Here is an 18,003-nt window from a genome sequence, read left to right on the forward strand (position 1 = left end):
TCGGGCACCGCGCGCACCATCTCGGTGCCGATGTAGCCCGGCGCAATGGCGTTGACGGTGATGCCCTTGGCGGCGTTTTCCTGGGCCACCGCCTTGGTGAAGCCGAACACGCCGGCCTTGGCGGTGGAATAGTTGGCCTGGCCGAACTGGCCCTTCTGGCCGTTGATCGAGGAGATCGAGATGATCCGCCCGTAGCCACGCCCGCGCATGCCGTCGATGACGTTGCGGGTCATGTTGAACAGGGAGTCGAGGTTGGTGGAAATCACCGCCTGCCAGTTCTCCAGGCTCATGCGGTGCAGGGTGCCGTCGCGGGTGATCCCGGCATTGTTGACCAGCACATCGACGGGCCCGAGATCGCCTTCGACCTGGGCGATGCCCGCCTTGCAGGCCTCGAAATCGCCGACGTCCCACTTGTAGACGGCGATGCCGGTATCGTCCTTGAACTTGTTCGCGGCCTCGTCGTTGCCGCCGTAGCTGGCCGCCACTGTGAAGCCGGCCTCTTTCAGGGCGACCGAAATCGCCGCACCGATTCCACGGGTCCCCCCCGTCACCAAAGCCACTCGCGCCATTACAAACCTCCCCGTTCGCAGTTCCACCCCGTGCCGCAGGCCCGGTTCCGGCTATTCCGGTGAGCCGGCCTTCGCGGACCTTGCAACGCTGCCGCCTTTGCGGCGGTCGATCTCATGAAACCACGGATCGGAAGTGCCGCCAACCACCGCGCGCAATTTGCCGCGCCCATTTGCCTCAATTGACACGCGGCCCACAAGAAAACCGGCCCGCACTGAGGCGGGCCGGTCCGAAGAGAGATGCTGTGCTCTCTAGGCGGCGATCAATCGCGTTCGATGCACATGGCGATGCCCATGCCGCCGCCGATGCAGAGGGTGGCGAGACCCTTCTTGGCGTCGCGCTTGCCCATCTCGTGCAGCAGGGTGACGAGCACGCGGGCACCCGAAGCGCCCACCGGATGACCGATGGCGATGGCTCCGCCGTTCACGTTCACCATGTCGGTGTTCCAGCCCATGTCCTTGTTGACCGCCAGGGCCTGGGCGGCGAAGGCCTCGTTGGCCTCGACGAGGTCGAGATCGCCCACCGACCAGCCGGCCTTTTCCAGCGCCTTGCGGCTGGAGGGAATGGGCCCGGTGCCCATGATGGCGGGATCGACGCCGCAGGTGGCCCAGGAAACGATGCGGCCGAGCGGCTTGACGCCACGGGCTTCGGCATCCTCGGCCGACATCAGCACCACGGCGGCGGCGCCGTCATTGATGCCGCTGGCGTTGCCTGCGGTCACCGAGCCTTCCCGGTCGAAGGCCGGACGAAGGCCGGCGAGGGATTCGGCGGTCACGCCGTGGCGCGGATATTCGTCGGCATCGACGACGGTTTCGCCCTTGCGGGTCTTGATGGTGACGGGAACGATCTCCTCGGTGAAGCGCCCGGCCTTCTGGGCGGCCTCGGCCTTGTTCTGCGAGGCGGCGGCGAAGGCGTCCTGCTCCTCGCGGGTGATCTGCCACTGCTTGGCGACGTTCTCGGCGGTGTTGCCCATGTGGTAGCCGTTGAAGGCATCCCAGAGGCCGTCCTTGATCATCGAGTCGACGAACTTCAGGTCGCCCATCTTCTGGCCGTTGCGCAGGTGGGCGACGTGGGGCGCCTGGCTCATGCTCTCCTGGCCGCCGGCGACGACGATGCGGGAATCGCCGACCTTCACCGCCTGGGAGCCGATGGCGACCGCGCGCAGGCCGGAACCGCAGAGCTGATTGATTTGATAGGCCGTCTTCTCCACGGGGATGCCGGCTTCCACGGCGGCCTGGCGCGCCGGGTTCTGGCCGGCACCGGCGGTGAGGATCTGGCCGAGGATCGCCTCGTCCACCTCTTCCGCCTCGACCTTGGCGCGCTTCATGGCTTCGCGCACGGCGACCGCGCCCAGGTGGGACGCCGCGACGCTGGACAAGGCGCCGTTGAAAGAGCCGACCGGGGTTCGGACGGCACCGGCAATTACGACATCGGTCATCTTCGGAATTCTCCCTCTCTTGGGCGGAGCGCTCCTCCGGTGACTGAAGCTGCGTCCCGCAATCGATGCGCCCGCTTTGCGGCCGGGGCGCCTTGCCTTGTTTAAGCTCTCCCCTGATATAAGGACAGACGAGCGGGCGGTGCAAGCTGTGCGGGTGCCTGACTACGATTTGTCCACGGACTGCGCTCTGATCCAGCGCAACAGGGGTTGCCAGACCGCGGTCTTGGCCTGAGCGCTGACCACCATGCCGATGTGGCCGGCGGCCGGAGAGATCTGCTCGGCAGCCGGCAGCGCGGCGGCGAGGGCCAGCGCCGAAGCCGGCGGGACGATGCGGTCCTGGGCCGGGATGACGCAGAGCGACGGCACGGCGATCTCCGCCGGCTCGACGGGTCGGCCCGCCAGAAGCCATTCGCCCTTCGCCGTGGCGTTGTCGCCGTACCAGCGGCCCAGGCACTCGCGGGCCACCGCGGCCGCCAGGGGAACCCCGTCGTTCAGCCAGTCTTCCAGCGCCACGAACTCTTCGGCTCTGGGGCTGGCCGGATCGAGGCGCGCGAAGGCCAGGAACTTGCGCACCACCAGATGAGGATCGAGGCTGGCGAAGAGCGCCTGCAGAAGATCGACGGGCATTTCCCCCAGCACCTCCAGCAGGGGTGCGGCGAGGGGCAGGCTGGAGGCCGCCAGGCGGCCGTGGGGCGCGTTCTCCGCATGGAAGTCCCAGGGCGTCGCCAGCAACACCAGGGCGCGGAGCTCGCTCTGGCGGCGCGCCGCCAGGCCCAGCGCCAGGTTCCCGCCCATGCAGTAGCCCAGACCAAGCGGAGGCTGCCCGATCTCCTCCAGAACGAAGTCCAGCGCCCGTTCCAGACGGCCGGCGACGTAGTCGGTGAGGGTGAAGCTGCGCTCCCGCGCGCCGGGCCGGCCCCAGTCGACCAGAAGAGGCCGCAGGCCCTGGCTGGCCAACCAGCGCAGGAAGGAGCGCTCGGCGGTGAGGTCCAGCACGTAAGCGCGGTTGATCAGCGAGGGCACCACCAGCAGCGGCAGGGCCTTCGCCGCTGCTTCGTCCAGCGCGCCATAATCCAGCAGGCGGGTCGAGCCCTCCTGCCAGATCACCGGTGGATCCGGGAGCGTTCTTTCGTAGGGATGCCGGCGATAGGCCTCAATGCCCTCGGCCAGCGTTGCCATGCGCCGGGCGATCTCGGTCTCCACCGCAGCGGAGAAGTCCTCGAGGCTCGCGCCGTTACCGAGACTTTGCCTTAGCTTTGCGGCGCGCTTTGCCAGGTCCCCCTTCCAGGGCAAGGACCCTTTGCTCCAAAGCGGCAAGGCGCTGCGCGAGGAGGTCCAGGTCAGCCCCGCCGCCATCAGATGCAGTGGCAGCGGGCGCGGCCCCAGCCGCCCGCGTCCCGGCTTCGGCTGAGCCTGAGGCGGCTTGTCGCAGTGGCTCGTCGTTCGTTCCTGTCCCACCCTGATCCGGCCCGACATCCTTTCCCTGCCTCTCGGCAGGCATCCCTCCCCTGGCCGACGCCGGCTGTGCCGCCGCCATCATGCTGGCCATCGCCGCCGGCCAGGCGGTCCAGACCGCCGGCAGTCCGGCGGCGGAAACGCCCAGGGAAGCCATAACCCGCTGCATCGCCTCGGCAAAGTCCGGATCCGCCGCCAGGGCGGTCATTTGGTCCTGCCAGAGGTCCACGTAGCGGCGCGCCAGCTCCTCGAGTTCGTCCGATTGAGTCATCTCGCGCGCAGTATAGCCACCGCAATCGCCCCCTGCCAGACGGGCGCCGGCAAGCCTCACGCGGGCTTTTTCCATCTTTCGGCGTGGATGGCAGCCTGCGCAGCGGCCGGGACAGGAGCGTTGACAGGCCGTGATGCGGCGCAGCAATATCCTTTAGCGGATGCGGAAGTGAAGGCTGGAACAGCGGCTCCGCGGCCCCAAAGGGCCGAGTTCCGCAGACCCGGAGAGAGGTCGGTGCGCCGGCCCGGGGCCAGAAGCGGCCCAGGGCCGACAAGGCGGGAAAGGCATGGCGTCAGTGGCAGGTACGAGCAAGGAAGGCAAATCAAAGGGTGGGGCCGATGGTCCCATCACGATCAAGAAGTACGCCAACCGCCGTCTCTACAACACCGCCACCAGCAGCTATGTGACCCTGGACCATCTCTGCCAGATGGTGCAGGACGACGTCGACTTCGTCGTCTACGACGCCAAGAGCGGCGAGGACATCACCCGCGCGGTGCTGACCCAGATCATCGTCGAGGAAGAGGCCAAGGGCCAGAACCTGCTGCCCATCAACTTCCTGCGCCAGCTCATCTCCTTCTACGGCGATTCCATGCAGTGGATGGTGCCGCGCTATCTCGAGCACATGATGGAGTCCTTCGCGCAGAATCAGGACCGCATGCGCCAGTCCATGCAGGAGACCTTCGGGGGCATGTTCCCCTTCGGCAATCTGGAGGAAGTCGGCAAGCAGAACATGGCCCTCTTCGAGAGCGCCATGCGCATGTTCTCCCCCTTCCCGCCGGGCCAAGCCGAGGACGCGAATGCCGTCGACAGCGCGGAGACCAGGGACGAAGCCAGACCGGAATCGGCCGCCGAATCCCTGGAGGCCCTGAAGGCGCAGATCGATCAGCTGCAGCGCCAGATCAACACGCTCACCAAAGACAAAGACTGATCGGCGGCACCGGCCGATAGGGCGGACGACTGGCCGGTTTCGCGTGTCGTCGATTGCTGAAGAGGCTTGTCTTACAAGACCTTGGAGCCAGGCCCTTCGGCGCATGACACGAAAGCGAAGGCTCTACGGCGAACGGCTTTCGGCGGACGGGTTGTCACCCCCACCCCAACCCTCCCCCGTCAAAGGGGGAGGGGGAAGTTATTGAAGCGGCTTAGAAAATCTCCTCCCACCTTGACGGGGGGAGGTTGGGTGGGGGGTGAGCTTCACGCTCGATGAGCACCCATTTGCGTGCTGGCGCACCTAACCGGGCAAGCGAGGATGGAGCAGCGGAGCCCTCCGACCGCGAGGCTTCAGTCGCCGCCTGCGGAGGAGCGCATCGGCAGCGGGCTCTGCAGTTGCAGGGTCACCAGGTGGTGGTCGACCTCGGGCCGGCCGAAGTAGTAGCCCTGCAGCAGGTCCACCCCTTCGGCGGAGAGATAGTCGGCGTCTTCTTCGGTCTCAACGCACTCGGCGACCGTCGACACGCCGAGGGTGCCGGCCAGCGACAGCAGGTTGCGGATAAAGATCTGGTTCTGCTTGTCCACCGTGATGGCGCGGATGAAGGAGCCGTCGATCTTCACCACGTCAACGGTCAGGGCCCGCAGATGGTGGAAGGTGGTGAAGCCGGCGCCGAAATCGTCCAGGGCCACCCGGCAGCCGAGGGCCCGCAGGGAGGAGACGAAGCGGGAGATCTCGTCGATGTCCATCAGCGCCGTGGTCTCGGTGATCTCGACGATGAGGCGCGAGGCCAGTTCCGGGTTGCCTTTCAGGCGCGCCACCAGGCCGCGCTGCCAGGAGCGCTCAGTGGCGGTCAGGCCCGAGATGTTGATCGCCAAGTCGATCTTGGGGTTGTGCTCCAGGGCGGTGATCGCCAGGTCGCGGACCCGGTTGTCGATCCAGCGCATGAGGCCCAGACGCTCGATGGCGGGAATGAAGTGGGCCGCCGGCACGAGTGTTCCCTGGTTGTCGTACATGCGCACCAGGCATTCGAAGTATTTCACCGCGTGGGTCTGGGCGTCGACAACGGGCTGGTAGGCGAGCACGATGCGGTCGTCCTTCAGGGCTTCCTGCACCTCCTCGCCGATGTCCATGGAGGTGCGGTAATCGCGCCGCTGCGCCTCGGTCAGTTCGAAGAAGCGCAGGCAGTCCCGGCCCGCCAACTTGGCCTGCTGCATCGCGCTTTCGGCCTTGGTCATGGCATCGACCGCCGTGCGGCTCTGGTCGGAAAAGGCGACGGCGCCGATAGAGACAGTCACATGGATCTTCTCGGCCCCGACGAAGATCGGTTCGGTGCGCAGGGTGGTGAGAATGCGGTCCGCCGCGGCGCGGGCGGTCTCCTCACTGCAGGCGGCGAGCAGGGCGCCGAAACAGTCGCCGCTCGGCCGCCCGACGACGTCGGCGGCGCGCAGGCAGCGGTCCAGACGGCGGCCGATCTCCACCAGCACGGCATCGCCAATCTCATAACCGTAGACCGTGTTGATGCGGTCGAGGTGATCGACACCGATCACCATGAAGACTCCCGGCTGACCGAAACGCTGGGACTGCGCCAGGGCATGGTCCAGCGCTTCGCGCAGCCGGTGCTTGTTGTAGTGGCCGGTCAGGTCGTCGAAGTTGGCGAGGTACTGGAGCCGCTCCTCGCGGCGCTTGCGCAGGGTGACCAGCCGGATGACGCCGGTCATCCGCGCCGGCGTGCCGGCCGCCGAGAACTCGACGCGACCCCGGTCATGCAGCCACAGGAACTCGCCGTCGCCGGTGCGCACGCGATACTCGCAGTCGTACTCCCCCGCGCCGGCAAAGTGATCCGCCAGGGCCCGCCGGCGGCGGGGAATGTCTTCGGGGCTGATGCGCTGCTGCAGCTCTTCGCCGCTTCCGGGAACCCTCAGGGCCTGGGTTTCGAACAGCGCCTCGACATCGCCAGTGAAGAAGATCTGGTCGGTGGCAAGATCCCATTCGTAGACGACATCGCCCGACGCCTGGATCGCCGCGCGCAAGCGTGCGAGTTCCAAGAAGCCGTCGTCTCGTTCCATGGCATCGATCACACCGCCGCACTCCTACCTGAAGCTGAACTCCTGCATTGAGAAATTGCGCAGGGGTTCCCGGCCGATAAAGGCACCCTCTGGTACCTAAGTCGAACGAATCTGACAGCGATGACTTAAGGAAAGATAAAACTCCTAGGCGAATTTATTGTGATAATGTTCTTTCTCATGGTATATCATAAGTAAAAATACAAGGATAAAGAATATTAATGATATATATAGTTAAAAATAAAGTAATTATGTTAACCATAATTGATTCAATGCTTGATAAATTTTTCACAAGATGCATCTATTATGGACGAGGATAAGAAGGGACCCTTGAACGCAAGCCCATGACCGCGGTGGCCAAAATTCATCTTCTGCCCGCGCCCGGCACCAAGTTGCCGGTGCCCGCCGGCACGGCTGCGCAGTCCCGGGGGGTCCCACAGGAGGTCGAGGCGGTCGTCCGCAGTCCGGCGCTCAAGGCCCGCGACGAGCAGGCCGCCCAACAGCGCGGTCCCCTGCGCCAGCGCCGCGGAGACGAGCCGGAGGCCCAGGCGGGCGGCAGCCGCGCCACCCAGCAGGAGGCCTCGGCCAAGGGGCGCCTGATCAGCTTTTCCCGGCTGTCCTCCATGCCCTTCATGGTTCAGGTGCTGGGCCAGGAGGGCCAGGCCGCGAAGGGCGCCACGCCGGCGGCTCCGGGCGGTCTGTCGCAGCATCGCGACGGCGCCCTGATGGGCAGCGATCTCTACCGCAAGGCCGGCGGCGAACCCGAAATGCTGCCGGAAACGGCGACCCTGGTCCGCTTCGCCGTATAGGCGGACCGCTCTCTCTCCCTAGGGGCTTTCATATCTAGACAGCGCCGGCCCACTCCCCCGGCCGGGCCTCAGGCCTTGTGGCGCTCGCCTGATTCGCGGGGGCGCTCCTGCGCCTGGCGTTCCTCGCGCGGCATCTTGTTGAAGAACTCGCGGTAGCACTTTGAGAAGTGCGAGGCGGAGACGAAGCCGCAGGCCAGGGCCACGTTGAGGATCGACATGGCGGTCTGGGTCAGCAGGCCGCGGGCCCGGAGCAGGCGCAGTTCCAGGTAGTAGCGCGTCGGCGTGCGGCCGAGGTACTTGCGGAACAGCCGCTCGAGCTGGCGGTTGGAGAGCCCCGCCCGGCGGGCCAGCTCGGCGCGCGGCAGCGGCTCCTCCAGATTGTCCTCCATCAGCGCGATCACCTGCAGCAGTTTCGGATGGCTGATGCCCAGCCGGCCCTGCAGGCTCATCCGCTGGTGGTCGTGGGTCTCGCGGATCCGCTCGTGGATGAACTGTTCGGCGACCTGGGTGGCCAGGTCGCGACCATGGTCCGCGGCGATGAGGCTGAGCATCATGTCGAGGGAGGCGATCCCGCCGGAACAGGTCAGCCGGGCGCCGTCCACCTCGAACAGCTCGCCGGTGACATCGAGCTCGGGGAAGTCCTCCCGAAAGGCATCCAGGTTCTCCCAATGGACGGTGCAGCGATAGCCCTTGAGCAGGCCGGCCCAGGCGAGCAGGTAGCTGCCGGTGGAAAGCGCGCCGATGCGCACACCGCTGCGTTCCAACCGGCGCATGGTGCTGATCGCCGGCGAGTCCTTCAAGCGCTGGACGTCCATGCCGGCCACCACGATCAGATAGTCCGGCAGATTGCCCGGCTGGCCACAGGCTTCGATGGCACAGTCGGGCAGCACGCGGGTGCCACCGGAGGAGGCCGCGGGCTGCCCGTCTGGGGTGACGATCTGCCAGGCATAGAGCGGCCGCCCCGCGATCCGGTTGGCCACGCGCAAGGGCTCGACGGCGGAGCTGAAGGCGAGCATGGCGAAGTCCGGCATCAGCAGGAAGCTGAAGCGCTGTTCCCCGTCTTGATCCGCGTTGCCGTTCAGCCGGCTTTCAGCCACCCGATCACCCCCTTTTCCTGCCCGAGCCGCCAGCCCCTCAGGACCCACGTTTGCATTAGCATACCCGGAAGCGGGAGCGGAACACTCGGCAGCCACAGGGCAGGAACAGCCGCTCGCCGAGACCGGACGCCGCCGCTGCGCGCAGGTAGCGGGTCGTCCCTAATTTGTCCCTGGCACTCAGGCGGATGAGGCTGCACAACATTCAGCCTTGGCGGGAGGTTGACGCAGCCCGACCGCGTGCCGCGGTCCGCCGGCAATGGCAGGTGAGCGCGGCCCCGACAAAAACACGTGAAAAGGGGTTGCAGACCCAGGTCACTGCCTTAAGTTGATTGAAAAGAGCTAAATCAGCCCTAAGATTGATCGGCTCGAAACCACGGGCGCGCCCTCGGCTCCCGATTCGGAGGCTTCGATCGAGGATCGACTGACAGCCTCCAGGCAGCCGCCAAAGCACGCTTTGCGCCCGGAAACTCAAGCGAGGCAATCTTCAGGTGAACGAATTGCACGATCGCTGTTCGCCCTCCGCGAGAAAAAGCTTGTCATAGCCACTCAATGAAGTGACTATGTTTTCTTGTCAGATCGATTAGATTTTCCATTGCTAGTCGAGAAGGACTCTCAAACAATGATGGTGGGATCGAGTGGACACAGTATCGGCTAACATTCAGAGCGTTGAGAAGTTCGTCGGTCAGCGTATTCGCGAGCGGCGTACCATGCTGGGACTGACCCAGCAGCAGCTTGCCGAGATGATCGGCGTCACCTATCAGCAGGCCCACAAGTACGAGCGCGGCATTAACCGTGTCTCCGCCGGCCGCCTGTTCGAAATTGCGAAGGTCCTCGGGGTCGACATCGGGTTCTTCTACGAAGGCCTGGACAGCGAGAACAGTCGTCTGACCGAGCGTCAGAGGATGTGTCTCGACCTGGCCCGGAACTTCACCCGGATTTCGAACGACCGGCACCAGGAGGCTGTGAGCCAGCTCTGCCGCGTTTTGGCAGACGGCACGCACCACTGACGGCGGGCTGACGCGCAGAAAGGGCGGGCCGCCGGCGCCGGCTGGCGCGGCGGGCCGTCTTTCTGCGGTCGTCCCCGACTTTCTCTGGCGGTCCCTCTCCCTGTGCCATGGCGCTCGCTCCCTTGGGGCCGAGGCGATAGAATAGCGGCGCCGGCGATTCGCCGATTCGGCGATGCCGGCCGAGGGGCGAAAGGCGGCGCCAGACCTGACCCACCTTCCGGATGTCCTTGGCCACCTTGCTTCCCCAACAGCAACTCGTTCTTGAACTGCTGCGCATGTCCGGTGAAATCGCCGTCACGGGGCAGAGCGAAAGCACCATCCTCTGGCGAACCCTGCAGGAGTGCCGGGACAAGGGATGGGTCACCCTGACCGAAGTGAGCCCCGGCGTGCACTCCGTCGCGCTGACCCTGCAAGGCCGCCGCACGGTCGAATCCGTCTCGCCGGGCACGGGCTGAAACGCGCCGCACCCGCGGTCCCTTCTCCTGCATTGGGTCGACTGGAGGCACTCCGGCACTGAGTGCCGGTCAAGAAGCCGGTCAGAAACCTCTTCAGCTCAGCAGGCAGAAAATCGCGTAGCAGCGGCCGAAGAGCCCGGTGAAGACCAGATAGAGCAGGCCGTCGAACAGAGCCCCAAGCAGCAGCACCGGCAGACAGACGTAGAGCAGGAAGTAATAGAGCGCCCAGCGCGTGAAGCGCCGCTTGGGAATGCGGTGGCCGCGCACGCTGGCGGCGGCACCTGGAGTCTCGGATTCATCCTGCACCATCGCTATAGACTAAGGATTGCCGGACTCCAAGAAAACCCGGAGACTGGCGCCCATGGTTGCGGTGCTGGAGTCCGAGCTCGAGCTGTCCTGGGTGGACGGCCCCCGGCCGCGGTGGGATGCCCTGATGGGACTGGCGGGGCAGAGCGGCCTGGAGCAGGCCTGGGCCTACGGCCAGGCGGTGGAAAGCGAGCATGGCCTGCGCGTCGAACGCGGTCTGATCGCCCAGGGCGGGGAGCCCCTGGCCCTGGTCCAGGCCTTCTGCAGAGACCGCCTCGGCGTTCGTTTCACCCGGGTGATGCGCGGGCCGGTCTGGCTGATCGATCCCCTGCGCGACCCACGCGTTCCAGCCGTCTGCCGGGCGATCGCGGAGCACTTTCTGCGCCGCCGCTTCGGCGACTTCCTGCTGTGGCTGCCGGAGCTGCCCCAGGGACCCGGGAGCGCGGCCCTGATGCGCGCCCAGGGCCTCCGCCAAGTCGTCACGGGCTACAGCTCCATCTGGTTGGATCTCGGCCCCTCCCCGGATGATCTGCGGGCTGGGCTGCACGGCAAGTGGCGCAATGCTTTGCGCACGGCGGAGAAGGCCGGCTTCACCATCGACAGGATCGACCACCCGCGCCGCCTCAACCAAAACCTGCTGCTCTACGACCGCTTCCGCCGCAAGAAGCGCTTCGTCGGACCCGGGGGCGACTTCATCGCCGCCCTTGCGCGCCATGACCGCCAGGCGGTCCTTTGCCTGACGGCCCGGCTGGACGACGATCTGGTGGCCGGCGTGATCCTGATCCGCCACGGCGCCAGCGCCACCTACCTCGCCTCCTGGACCAGCGACGCCGGGCGTGTCGGCCAGGCCCACAACCTGCTGCTCTGGCGCGGCATCGAGGCGCTGCAAGAGAACGGCTGCCGCTGGCTCGACCTCGGTGGCGTCAACACCGAAAGCCAGCCGGGCATCGCCCGCTTCAAGCTCGGCCTCGGCGGCGAGGTCTTCACCCTGGCAGGGACCTACCTTTGATCGCCACAGCTCGGCCACGCCAGCCGCTCGCGGCCCAAGCTCACCCAAGCCTGCCGAAAAAGGTCATGCGCGCCGACTCAGAAAGCGCGATACCGGGCTCGGTATTGTAGGCAAGCACCACCAGCATGCGTGTCCGCGCCCCTTTCACAGGCGTCACCCGGTGCATGGAGTTACGTCCGCGAAACAAGACGAGCGCACCGGCGCCCATCGCCAGGGACTGGGGTGAAACGGCACCGTCGAGAACCTTCCCGGAGAGCGCGTAATTCATCTCTCCGACCTCGGCATCGCGCACGTTCTTCACGTACTCGAAGACGCCACCGGCTTCGGGTTCTTGGATCATTAAGGTGATGGCGAAGGAGGAGTTGTCGAAGTGCCAGCCCAGCTCCTGTCCCTCGCCGGCGTAGTGGAGATTGATCGACGACAGGGGGTCGGCGTACTCGTAGAGTGCCGCTTCGCCAAGCACAGCGCAGAGGAAGTCCCGAAACTCCGGCGCGTCATACAGGGTTCGCAGCGCGGACCCGCCCGGGATCTGATCGGTCGTGATACAGCCTTTCGAGGAGGCGACCTTCCGGTTGCGCGGGTGGTCGGCCGGGTAGTCCGGATCCGGCGGCGAGAGATAGATGTTGTGGTCGGTGACCGTATAGTAAGCCAGATGCCGGTTCGCCTCGCCCTCGCGTCGAACAGCCGTGATCGCCGCAGGCTTCAGAAAGCCGCTCAACACCAGCACACCGTTCCGGTCCAGGTCGCGCCTGCAGACGGTCCGGAAGGCGTCTTGATCCAGGGGGCGCCGCCCCAGGTCGACAATATCCGCGAGCGAACCCGCCATCTCACATCAATCTCAGTCTCGATTCTGATTGGCAGATAGCGGCAAGGGTCCGAAAGCCATCACCCTTCACAGACTGCTTCGAGGTAATGCAGGTCGGGCGCGCCAAACCGCCCTTCTCACTCTCCCGAATGATGCCGCCTGAGGCAAGTTCCTTTGGTTGCGCCCCTTCAGCAGCGCCGCATCGAGGCGATGAAGGAGAAGGACTGCCGCTGGCTCGACCTTCGCGCGGTCTTCACCCGCGCCGGGACGTATCTATCAGCGGCCACGCTAGCGCGACTCAGGCGAGCTGCCCGCCGGTTGCGTCGAAGTCCATGCCGTTGAAGGCCGTCGCCGCGTCGGAGGCGAGGAACATGACTCCCTCGGCCATTTCATGCGGATCCATGATGCGGGGCGTCACGAAGTTCGGCGCGACCGCCTCGTAAGTGAAGCCCTGGTAGTCGAAGCTTTCGCGCAGCATCGGCGTATCGACCGCGAGGGGAGAGATCGACACCACGCGGATGTTGTCCTTGGCCAGTTGGGCGCCGGCCTTGGTCATGCCGGCCACGGCGTGTTTCGAGGCATTGTAGTGCGCGGTGTTGGGAAAGCCGCGATGGGCCGCGACGGAGGCCATGTTGACGATGACGCCACCGCCCTGCGCCTTCATCACCGGGATGGCGTACTTCATCCCGTAGAAGACGCCGTAGGTATTGGTGCGCAGCATGTCGTCGAAGTTCTCCAGCGAGATGTCCTCGATCAGACCCGGGGTCATGAAGATGCCGGCGTTGTTGAACAGCACATCGAGCCGCCCGTAGGTGGAGACCGTCGCGGCGACGAAGGCCTCGACCTGCGCGGGCGCGCGCACGTCGGTCACCATCCAGGTCGCCTCGCCCCCCTTGGCGCGGATTTCGGCTTCGACCTGCCTGCCGAGGGCATCGCGCCGCGCGGTGATGACAACCTTGGCCCCCGCCATGGCAAAGGCATGGGCGGTCGCCGCGCCGATGCCGGAGTTGCCGCCGGTAATCGCCACCACCTTGCCGGCAAAGGCGCCGTCAGGGTCGGCGCGGCCGGGCGCCGCTGCCGGGTTCAGCGCATTCGCCTGCGCCGAGGAGGCGGCGGCCGCCGTGGCTGCCGTCGCGGCCAGGCCAAGCGCCCCGCGGGTGAGGAAGGAGCGGCGGGTGGGATCGGTGTCCGAAGTCATGGCGGGAATCCTTTTCAAGCGGGCGGTCGGAACGGCCGGACTGTGGCTTAGCTGCCGGGGGTGTTGCGCACGAAACTGCTGCCGCGCTCGGCGGTCGCGGTGAAGGTCATGGCGTTGATCTTCCAGGCGCCGCCAACCCGCTGGAAGCCGTGGACATAGGTGCCCCAGACCTCCCACAGAGGATTGCCGCCGTTCTCCGGCAGGGCGCCGCGCTCCATACGGTTCCAGGCATAGCCGTGGCTGAGCATCACGGCGCTATCGGCACCGGTGAAGGTGATGCGATGGTTGCCGCGCAGGTGGAAGCTTTGCTTCTCCGCCGTCAGGTTGGCGGACCAGCCGGCGATCAGCCCGTCGGCGGGAATAGTCGCCGGCTCGCCGCCCACCAGCGAGGTGAAGTCGACATCGATCTCGTCGGTGAACAGGCTGCGGGCCAGGGCCCAGTCCTTGGCGTCGACGGCGGCATCCAGAGTATCGGCAATGCGGATCATCTCCGCCTGGTCGACCAGCGTCTCGGCGGTGACGGGACTGCCCTGAAGCGCCGGCAGCGCCGTCTGCGCGTTGGCGCCGAGGGGCAGCGCCACCGCAAGGGCGGCTGCAAGGGCAAGGCGTCTCATCGGCCATCTCCATCGCGGCGTGATTGGATAGGCCGAAGATGGGCGCGGCAATCAATAACGACAAATACCGTTATTGTCTAAAACCGATGCCCTATAGATATCATTTCTGCAGGACCGTCTCGATGAGGCACTGCGTCAGGCTGCCCGGATTGGCCCGATGGATGAAGACGAACGCGAGCGGCACCGAAAGCCCCCTCACCTCGCGGAACTGAACGCCCCGCGGCGGCCGCTGCCTGTTGGCCGAATTCACCAGGGCGCAGCCGACACCGGCCGAAACGAGGCTTAGAATCGTCGTCTCGGTGGCGGCCCGCTGCACGATCCGTGGCTCGAGGCCGAGCGCCGCCAGTGCGGCATTCAGCCGGTCGAAATAGGCCGGCGCGGCCTCGCGCGGGAAGGCAACCATCGGCAGCCCGTCGATGTCCTCCGGTTCGAGCGGACCCTCGCGGTCAAAGGCCGTGTCGATGGAGGCGGCAAGAACCACGTCGTCGGTGGCCAGCGGGTGCGCCACCAACGCGCCTTCGACGAGATTGTCCTGGCGGTAGACGAAGCCGGCATCGAGCAGGCCGTCGCGGACGGCGTCGATCTGCGCAACCGATCCCAGCGGCACCACGTCGAGCTGAATGTCCGGATAGGCCCGCGCGAAGCGGTTCAGCGCGCTCGGCAGAGGCCCCGACCAGGAGGCGTTTTCCAGCAGGCCGATCCTGAGCGTTCCGCCCCGGCCCCGCGCGACGCGCTGTGCCTTGTCCACGGCGGCGGCGGTCCGTTCCAGGACGGCACGCGCCTCTTCGGCGAAGACCTTGCCGGCATCCGTCAGCACGACCCCCCGCCCCTCGCGGCGCAGCAGCGCGATGCCAAGCTCGGCTTCCAGGTCCTTGATCTGCCGCGAGACGGCGGGCTGGGCAACGTTCAGCCGGTCCGCGGCCGGGCGTACGCCGCCATGGTCGGCGATGGCGACGAAGTAGCGAAGATGTCTGAGTTCCATGCCCAACGATACCCTGGAGGCATCGTTAGAGGAATGATCCGATGGTCCGGAGTATCGGGCGACGGCTATGCCCTGCGCCGCTCCCGCAGGGCGTCAAGGGCGCGGTTGAAGTCCTCCGCGGACCAGCCTTCGGCGACGGCGCGGTGAAACAGCGCCTGCTGGCTTTCCGGGGCGAGGCCGTCGTCCGGCGGGTCGGAGTCCAGGTTGGTCGGGAAGGAGTAACCCTCGGCAGAGGCGGCCAGCACGGCCTTCAGGTCCAGCGGCGACAGCCTTCCCTGTTGGTGGGCGGCCAGAACAGGAGGATAGAGCAGCCGGCAGATGGCGTCGCGGTCGATGGTCTCCATGGCGCGGCCGAAGGCCGAGGAGATCTGCAGCAGGTTGGCCATGCGTTCGACGTCCGCGCTGACGTTCGCCCCGGCGGCGTGGAACAAAGCGGGATTGAAGAACAGCGCATCGCCCTTGCGAAGCGGGACCTGCACCGCCTGCGCTTCGAAATGGGCGCTGAAGTCGTCGCGGCGCCAAGCGGCGTAGCCGGGCCGGTAAAGCTGGGAAAAGGGCAGCAGCTTGGTGGGGCCGCTTTCCACCGGCATGTCGCAGTGGGCGATGGCACCCTGGAGCGTCAGGGCCGCCGAAAGCTCGTGCACATGGGCCGGATAGCCGGCGCAGACCTCGGCCGTCTGGAAGCCGAGATGGTAGTCGCGGTGCGCCTTTTGGGCCGCGCCCCCGGGATAGACCACATTGACCTGGGCGGTCATCTGATAGTTGGGGCCGAGCCAGGCTTCGCAGACCGCATCGACCGCCGGGTTCGCAAAGTAATCCACGAAGGTTTCAGGCGCCTGCTCGCAGAGCTTCTGCAGGGAGTTCCAGATCCGGTCGTTCTTGCCCGCCGCCGCGAAGTGGTCCGCGCCGCTGGCCCTGGTCTGCTTCTCGCGGACAATGATCGCGCGGTAGACCGCGGTGGCCGCATCGATCGCAGACACCTCCCCATAGGCCCGCTGCAGGATCAAAACGCCGGCGTTGTCCCGCAAGACACGGGCCCACTCTGCCATCAGCGCGTGCCGGGCGCCGGGGTCCTCCAACGCCGGGCGCAGCCGCGCCATGTCGTAGACCGGAATGTTCCGCTCGATGGCGCCGGCTTGCGGCACCTCCGCAGCCGCGAGCCGGCGGCCGGTCAGATCGGCAAAATCCTTCAGCCTGCAGTCCTCGGCACGGTAATAGCCGGGCCCGTGGCGGACGCTTTGGGTCACAGGGGCCATCCTTTTTCACTTCCTCGGCACCACAGGATAGCCCAAGATCCCCTCGCCGGCCGCAGGGATTCCTGCCGATGAACCGGCGGCTTCTAGCTTTGGTTCACCGCCGCCGGGACCGCGCCCGCCAGGCTGTCGCCGAGCCGCTGCACCTCCGAAACCAGCAGATCCAGGTCTTCGGGCCGGGTCCGGTGATTGTTGAGCGCGGCCCGCAGGCAGTGCCGGCCCTGAACGGTGGTATCGGATATCGTGGCGGTACCGCTCTCCTGCAGCCGCAGCATGATCTCGATATTGAGCGCCTTAAGCGGCGCTTCGTCGCACCCGCCGGGATCGTAGCGAAAGCAGACGATGTTGATGGGCGCCGGTGCGGTGAGTTCCAGCCGCTCGGTCGCCTCGATCCGCGCCGCGAGGCGCCGGGCCAGATGGATGTCCCGGTCGATCAACCGCCCGAACTTGGCCACGCCATGTTCCTTCAGGGCCATCCAGACCTTCAGCGCGCGGAACCCGCGGGAGGTCTGAAGGCCGTAGTCGTAGAGCATCTCGGCCGCGGCGACCCCGCGCTCCTGGGTCTGCAGGTAATCCGGCGAGAGGGCGAAGGTGTTGCGGTGGGTGGTTCGGTCGCGCACCAGGGCGCAACCCACCTCAAAGGGGGCGTGCAGCCACTTGTGGGGATCGAGGGCCACGGAGTCGGCCCGCTCGATCCCGGCGACCAGGTGGGCGTGCTGCGGCGCGATGGCCAGCAACGCGCCGATGCAGCCGTCGACATGGAACCACAGCCCCTCGCGTGCGCAGAGATCGGCGATGGCCGGCAGGTCGTCGATCGCCCCGGTGTTGACGGTTCCCGCGGTGGCGATGACGCAGGCCGGGGTGAAGCCGGCTTCGCGGTCGCGGACAATCGCTTCGGCCAGGGCATCGAGGTCCAGGCGCAGGGCATCGTCTGTGGGCAGCAGGGTGAGCGCGCGGCGCCCGAGGCCCAGGACTTCCACCGCCTTGTGGTGGCAGCTATGCGCCTGGTCCGAGGCGTAGAAGCGCAAGGGCCGTTCGATCGCCGCCACGCCCTCTTCGCGGACATCCACCCCCGCTTCCGCCGCCTTGACGCCGCGGGCCACCGTAAGCCCGACGATATTGGCCATGGTGCCGCCGCTGACCAGGGTGGCGCCGGACCCTTCGGGCAGGCCGATCATCTGGCGCAGCCAGTCGGCGACCTGGCCGTCCATCAGGGCCGCGGCGTGGTTGCCGCCGCCGAGATTGGAGCCGAGCACCGCGGCCAGGAAGTCGCCGAGGGCGCCGGTGTAGTTGCTGGAGCCCATGTACCAGGCCCAGAAGCGCGGGTGGATGTTGCCCATTGGATAGGGCATCAGGGTTTCCGTCAGTTCGCCATAGACGGCCTGCAGATCGCTCGGACCCTCGGGCGGGCCTTCGCGGTAGCGCGCACGGACCTCGGCGGGCATCTCCCGCCAGACCGGCTGGTCGCGCACGCCGCGCAGATAGTCGACGGCCTCGTCGACGATGCTGTGGGAGAGCGCACGCACCGGCTCCCAGTCCGCCGGGTCCAGGGTTTCGCAAAGCGCGTCAGATTCGGGCTGCATGAACGCCTCCAAACAAATGCCGATCGAGCGGACCACCGCTCCGGCGACTGTGGTTTGCGGCGTTGGCCGGGATACTACGTCGACGGCACGGCTTCTGTCGCGTCCGAAGAGGTTTCAGCCGTGTTTCCGTAGCATCGGCCAGGCACAGTCGAGGCGCACAGTC

At 66.6% G+C, this 18,003-nt stretch carries 17 protein-coding genes; 5 read left to right on the forward strand and 12 right to left on the reverse strand.

What is annotated here, in order from left to right:
• The 3 genes from Q0996_RS21080 to Q0996_RS21090 form a co-directional block, all read right to left on the reverse strand.
• A partial coding sequence (locus Q0996_RS21080; RefSeq protein WP_299624493.1) for an SDR family NAD(P)-dependent oxidoreductase occupies positions 1–569 on the reverse strand: 569 nt, incomplete at its 3' end.
• Positions 570–829: 260 nt separating this feature from the next.
• Complete coding sequence (locus Q0996_RS21085) at positions 830–2,005, reverse strand: acetyl-CoA C-acetyltransferase (RefSeq protein WP_299624496.1); 1,176 nt, start codon at positions 2,003–2,005, stop codon at positions 830–832.
• Positions 2,006–2,167: 162 nt separating this feature from the next.
• The gene (locus tag Q0996_RS21090) at positions 2,168–3,481 is read right to left on the reverse strand and encodes an alpha/beta fold hydrolase (protein ID WP_299624499.1); all 1,314 of its coding nucleotides are present in this window, start codon (positions 3,479–3,481) and stop codon (positions 2,168–2,170) included.
• A 545-nt stretch (positions 3,482–4,026) separates the two neighbouring features.
• Between Q0996_RS21090 and phaR the strand changes: the two genes are divergently transcribed.
• Complete coding sequence (gene phaR, locus Q0996_RS21095) at positions 4,027–4,659, forward strand: polyhydroxyalkanoate synthesis repressor PhaR (protein WP_299624502.1); 633 nt, start codon at positions 4,027–4,029, stop codon at positions 4,657–4,659.
• Between the two features lie 350 nt (positions 4,660–5,009).
• Here the strand turns inward: phaR and Q0996_RS21100 are convergent, their stop codons facing one another.
• Positions 5,010–6,737, reverse strand: coding sequence for a bifunctional diguanylate cyclase/phosphodiesterase (locus Q0996_RS21100; protein WP_299624505.1), 1,728 nt, complete (start codon positions 6,735–6,737; stop codon positions 5,010–5,012).
• Between the two features lie 329 nt (positions 6,738–7,066).
• On the opposite strand from Q0996_RS21100, the gene Q0996_RS21105 reads away from it, so the two are divergent.
• The gene (locus Q0996_RS21105) at positions 7,067–7,531 is read left to right on the forward strand and encodes a hypothetical protein (RefSeq protein ID WP_299624508.1); all 465 of its coding nucleotides are present in this window, start codon (positions 7,067–7,069) and stop codon (positions 7,529–7,531) included.
• Between the two features lie 68 nt (positions 7,532–7,599).
• On the opposite strand, the gene Q0996_RS21110 is transcribed toward Q0996_RS21105, so the two are convergent.
• Entirely contained in the window at positions 7,600–8,628 is a 1,029-nt protein-coding gene (locus tag Q0996_RS21110) for a GlxA family transcriptional regulator (protein WP_299624511.1), read from the reverse strand.
• Between the two features lie 635 nt (positions 8,629–9,263).
• Between Q0996_RS21110 and Q0996_RS21115 the strand changes: the two genes are divergently transcribed.
• Together Q0996_RS21115 and Q0996_RS21120 are read left to right on the forward strand one after the other, a co-directional pair.
• A complete protein-coding gene (locus Q0996_RS21115; protein WP_299624514.1) occupies positions 9,264–9,635 on the forward strand; it encodes a helix-turn-helix domain-containing protein in 372 nt (123 codons plus the stop codon).
• A 236-nt stretch (positions 9,636–9,871) separates the two neighbouring features.
• Entirely contained in the window at positions 9,872–10,090 is a 219-nt protein-coding gene (locus tag Q0996_RS21120; RefSeq protein ID WP_299624517.1) for a hypothetical protein, read from the forward strand.
• Positions 10,091–10,183: 93 nt separating this feature from the next.
• Here the strand turns inward: Q0996_RS21120 and Q0996_RS21125 are convergent, their stop codons facing one another.
• Entirely contained in the window at positions 10,184–10,399 is a 216-nt protein-coding gene (locus Q0996_RS21125; protein ID WP_299624520.1) for a hypothetical protein, read from the reverse strand.
• A 52-nt stretch (positions 10,400–10,451) separates the two neighbouring features.
• Here Q0996_RS21125 and Q0996_RS21130 point away from each other — a divergent pair, with 52 nt between their 5' ends.
• Entirely contained in the window at positions 10,452–11,405 is a 954-nt protein-coding gene (locus Q0996_RS21130; RefSeq protein WP_299624523.1) for a GNAT family N-acetyltransferase, read from the forward strand.
• A gap of 40 nt (positions 11,406–11,445) precedes the next feature.
• Here Q0996_RS21130 and Q0996_RS21135 read toward each other — a convergent pair whose 3' ends face one another.
• The 6 genes from Q0996_RS21135 to Q0996_RS21160 form a co-directional block, all read right to left on the reverse strand.
• Positions 11,446–12,231, reverse strand: coding sequence for a 2OG-Fe(II) oxygenase (locus tag Q0996_RS21135; RefSeq protein WP_299624526.1), 786 nt, complete (start codon positions 12,229–12,231; stop codon positions 11,446–11,448).
• Positions 12,232–12,508: 277 nt separating this feature from the next.
• Positions 12,509–13,408, reverse strand: a complete 900-nt coding sequence (locus Q0996_RS21140; RefSeq protein WP_299624529.1) for an SDR family NAD(P)-dependent oxidoreductase — start codon at positions 13,406–13,408, stop codon at positions 12,509–12,511.
• A 47-nt stretch (positions 13,409–13,455) separates the two neighbouring features.
• Positions 13,456–14,022: a nuclear transport factor 2 family protein gene (locus Q0996_RS21145; RefSeq protein WP_299624532.1), complete on the reverse strand. Its 567-nt coding sequence runs from the start codon at positions 14,020–14,022 to the stop codon at positions 13,456–13,458.
• A gap of 100 nt (positions 14,023–14,122) precedes the next feature.
• Positions 14,123–15,004, reverse strand: a complete 882-nt coding sequence (locus Q0996_RS21150) for a LysR family transcriptional regulator (protein WP_299624535.1) — start codon at positions 15,002–15,004, stop codon at positions 14,123–14,125.
• Positions 15,005–15,069: 65 nt separating this feature from the next.
• Positions 15,070–16,251 (reverse strand): phytanoyl-CoA dioxygenase family protein, encoded by a 1,182-nt coding sequence (locus Q0996_RS21155; protein ID WP_299624538.1) that lies wholly within the window; start codon positions 16,249–16,251, stop codon positions 15,070–15,072.
• 92 nt (positions 16,252–16,343) lie between these two features.
• Complete coding sequence (locus Q0996_RS21160) at positions 16,344–17,840, reverse strand: pyridoxal-dependent decarboxylase (RefSeq protein WP_299624541.1); 1,497 nt, start codon at positions 17,838–17,840, stop codon at positions 16,344–16,346.
• Positions 17,841–18,003 lie beyond the last annotated feature (163 nt).

The organism is Pelagibius sp. (assembly GCF_028289705.1).
Lineage (GTDB): Bacteria > Pseudomonadota > Alphaproteobacteria > Kiloniellales > Kiloniellaceae > Pelagibius.